This window comes from uncultured Thiodictyon sp. (genome assembly GCF_903828115.1).
Taxonomy (GTDB): domain Bacteria; phylum Pseudomonadota; class Gammaproteobacteria; order Chromatiales; family Chromatiaceae; genus Thiodictyon.
Genome location: NZ_CAIKKU010000815.1, coordinates 1 through 3,677 on the forward strand (window position 1 = coordinate 1; position 3,677 = coordinate 3,677).

Annotated in this window: 3 protein-coding genes; 2 read left to right on the forward strand and 1 reads right to left on the reverse strand. The window is 68.5% G+C overall.

Features of this window, described 5'->3' with window-relative positions:
- Positions 1-1,081, forward strand: a 1,081-nt coding sequence (locus QZY48_RS30065; protein ID WP_366929812.1) for a tetratricopeptide repeat protein, incomplete at its 5' end; no start/stop codon positions are given.
- A gap of 54 nt (positions 1,082-1,135) precedes the next feature.
- Positions 1,136-3,121, forward strand: coding sequence for a tetratricopeptide repeat protein (locus tag QZY48_RS30070; protein WP_295437543.1), 1,986 nt, complete (start codon positions 1,136-1,138; stop codon positions 3,119-3,121).
- Between the two features lie 23 nt (positions 3,122-3,144).
- Here QZY48_RS30070 and QZY48_RS30075 read toward each other — a convergent pair whose 3' ends face one another.
- On the reverse strand, positions 3,145-3,462 hold the full coding sequence (locus QZY48_RS30075; protein ID WP_295437545.1) for a hypothetical protein: 318 nt from the start codon (positions 3,460-3,462) through the stop codon (positions 3,145-3,147).
- Positions 3,463-3,677: the final 215 nt, after the last annotated feature.

Consider the following 3,677-nt stretch of genomic DNA (forward strand, 5'->3'; position numbering starts at 1 on the left):
CCGCGACGATCTGGCGCAACACCTCATACTGTCCCTCGTTGATCTTCTTTGGCCGACCACCTTTCGACATCGTTGCGCGCCTCGTTCTTGTAAACTCGCGCAAGAATATCGGCCAGGTAGATTTTGTCTATACCCTCTGAACACGCTGCCCCAGGGCGGCGCCAAGGGCCTCGACTCCCGGATCGACCAGTGGGGCATCAACGACGCCTATCTGGAGGCCATCTACCTGACCGGTGACGCGACCGTGCGCACCACCGTGACCTATCTCCTGCAACGCCGACTCGATCACGCGGCCCCGGCCGCGGCGGGGCCGAGCACCCGGCGGGCGGCGACCATCCTGCGGGACCTGGCGCGGCTGCCCATCGGCACCAGCCAGGAGCGTCTCGGCTTCCTCGACGCACTGCGGCAGCGCAAGCTGATCGCTGCGGGCGAGGCCGTCAAGTTCTGGGACGGTAAGGCATTGCAGGAGGTCCATTTGTTCTCGACCGAGATCACCCGCAAGCCCATGCCGAGTGACCTTCCCAAGGACCTCATGACGCTGCATGGTGAAGCAGTGCTTCATTTGCGGGCTGGCCGGCTCGAGGCGGCCGAGACGGCCATCAACGCCATCCTGGCGCGCGCCCCTGACCAGCAGACCGTCCTTGGCAACCTGGCGGCGCTGCGTGCCCGTCAGGGTCGGGTTGATGAGTGCCGGGAACTGCTGCGCCGGGTCGTCGCGGTCCATCCGGACTATCTGTTTGCCCGCTGCAACCTCGCCGGTCAGCTGATCCAAGAGGGCGAGTTGGACGAGGCCAAGGCGCTGCTGGAGGGGCTCGCCGAACGGCCGCGGATGCACATCCAGGAGGCCTTTGCACTCTATGGCGCCATGGCCATGTTGAGCCGTGCCCAAGGCGACGAACAGGCCGCCGCCGGCCTCATCGCCAGCCTGGAGCGCTTGGTGGAAGACGAGGACGACGAGCAACTGCTGGCCATGGCCAAGGCGCGCGTGGCGCGGGCGACCAAGGGTGGGCGTCTGAAGGCGGCCCTCGGGTCCTTGATCAGGGGTGCGGTGGGGGCGAGGCGGCCGAAGGGGGTAGCCTGATTGAAAATGTCGATGCAGCTTGCCGCCGCTCACTGTTAACCCGGAGGACCCGCGGTGCCGAAGAAACCGTCCAAGACCGACCCTGCCAAGGGCCGGCAGCCCGAGCCAGCCCAGCTCAATGCCGTCGAGCGCCTGCTCGAGGCCAGGGATTTCACGCGGGCCGTCATGCGTGCGCGCGCCCTGGTGCAGCGCTTCCCCGATCACGGCGCCGCCAACCGGATGCTGGTTGAGGCCCTCGATCAGGCCGGGAGCCGGGGCGCGGCGACCCTGGCCGCCTATCAGTGGGCGCAACGTCGGCCCGACAGCCGGGCGGCCCAGGAGGCACTGGTCCAATTCGCCGGCGAGGGCGGATACCCCCTGCTGGTAGTCCGGGCCGCCGAACGCTTGGCCGACCTGGGCGCCATCGCAGAACCCATCCCTGCCGATACCACAGTCTTGGACGGGCTGATGCAACAACCCGACGGCTCGCACGCGACCCGCGAGGATCTGGAACGCGTTGAAATCGCGCAGATCCATATGGTTGCGGACGACTTCGCCACGGCTGTGCATGAACTGGACGGCGTCGCCACCACCCCCGCCCGTAACATCCGGGCGCTCGCCCTCTTCCATTCGGGGCGCAGCGAAGAGGCACTGGCCGCCACACGCGACGCCTGGCAACAGGACCCGGGCAACCTCTGCGCCCTCGGTTTGGCCCTGCAACTGCGGTTCTATCGCGGTGATGAAACCGGCGCCCGGGCACTCGCCGTCCCCTTGGCCCAGGCCCAGGCCCGGCGCGCCGAGGACGCCCAGGCCCAACTTGCCGCCCTACTCCTGATCCGGGAGGACCAGGCCGCCTGGGACGCCTTCGAGCGCAGCAACCAGGCCGACTGGAGCGATGCGGCGACCGGCTTCCCGGAGGCCATGCGGCTCCTGTTCGGCGCTGGCGCCGCCAGCCGACTGGGGCGCAGCGACCAGGCCCGGGACCTGTGGCAGCGCGCCCTGGCCCAGCACCCGGGGCTCGCGTCCGCCCGTGAGAACCTTGCCATCCTCGAGCGCGATGGCGTACCGCCGGCCTTCCCGGCCTTGTTCGCGCTGGGCCGGGCCTTCCCTATGGGCGTCGTGGGCCGGATTCACGAGACCGGTGCAGCGGCCCTGGAATCGCGAATCAACCGGTTAGGCATCGACGATCGCTATCTGGAGGCGCTCTATCTGACCGGCGACCTGACGGTAAGGGGACTCGCCGCACATCTTCTGCAACGGCGGCTGGGTCACGCGGCCCGGACCCCGGCGGGACCGTCCCCAAGGTCCGCGGCGATCATCGTCCGGGACCTGGCGCGGCTGCCCATCGGCACCATCCAGGAACGCCTCGGGTTCATCAACGCCCTGCGGCAACGCAAACTGCTCGCAGCGAACGAGGCCGTCGAATGCTGGGACGGCACCGGGCTGCAGGAGGTCACGGTGTTCTCGACCGCGATCCATCGGGAGACGGTGTCGACCGGCCTTCCGACCAAGCTCCAGACCCGGCTCGAGGAATCCATGCTCCAGATGCGGGCGCACCTGTTCGAGGCGGCCGAGGCCAACCTCCACGCCATCCTGGCGCGCGTCCCTGACCACCCGACCGCCTTGGGCAACCTCGCGGCGCTGCGCGGCCAGCAGGGCCGGACCCGGGAGTGCCGTGACCTGCTGCGGCGGGTCATCGCCGCCCACCCGGACTATCTGTTCGCCCGCTGCAACCTGGCCAGTATCCTGATCGCAGCCGGCGAACTGGATGAGGCCCAGGGTTTGCTGGACGGGCTGGCCCAACGGCCGCGGCTGCACCTCCAGGAGGTCTTCGAACTCTATGGTGTCCTGGCGATGCTCAGCCGCGCCCGGGGGGATGAGCGGGCCGCCGCCACCGTCATCGCCAGCCTGGAGCAGTTGGTGGAGCAACCGGGCGACGAGCGGTGGCTGGCCTTGGCCAAGGTCCGCGTGGAGCGGGCTATACCGCAAGGGCGTATCAACGCGGGCCCAGGGGCCTTGACCAAGGGAAGGACGGGGGTGGGCCGGCCGAAGCGGCGGTAGCCAACATTCAGTGAGGTCGGGGCCTATAGGGCCCGCGCATTCGAGCCAACCGGCAAGTCCTCGCCAATCGGTTCGCTATGCCCCGGACCCTGCGCGTGATGGGCGATGACGTCATGGACCCGCGACGGTTCGGCCTTCACCACATCCCAGCACCAGGTCCCGAAACCGCCGCGGGCATTCACCGCACGCACCCAGGTGTCGAGGGCGAGGCGTTTGGCACGGTTCTGATCCGAGTCCTCGCCCTTGATCTCCAGCACCAACTGCTGGGCGTTGATGAGCCGGACCACGAAATCGGGTATGAAACGCCGCCGGCTGCCGCGCCACAGGTAGTAAATCTGCAATCCCAGGTGGTCGTTCTTGGCGTAAGCAGCGATCTGCGCATGAGTCTCCAGCAGGGTCGCCGTGTAATGCTCCCAGGGTAGCCGTTCAGAGACCCGGCATTGGAGCCGGCAGCGGAGCGGCCGCGCGACCGGCGCGGCGCTCAGCGATCACGCCGGCCAGATAGGGCCACGGCACCTGGCCGCGCTGGCGACAGGTTTCAATCACGCTGGCGAGC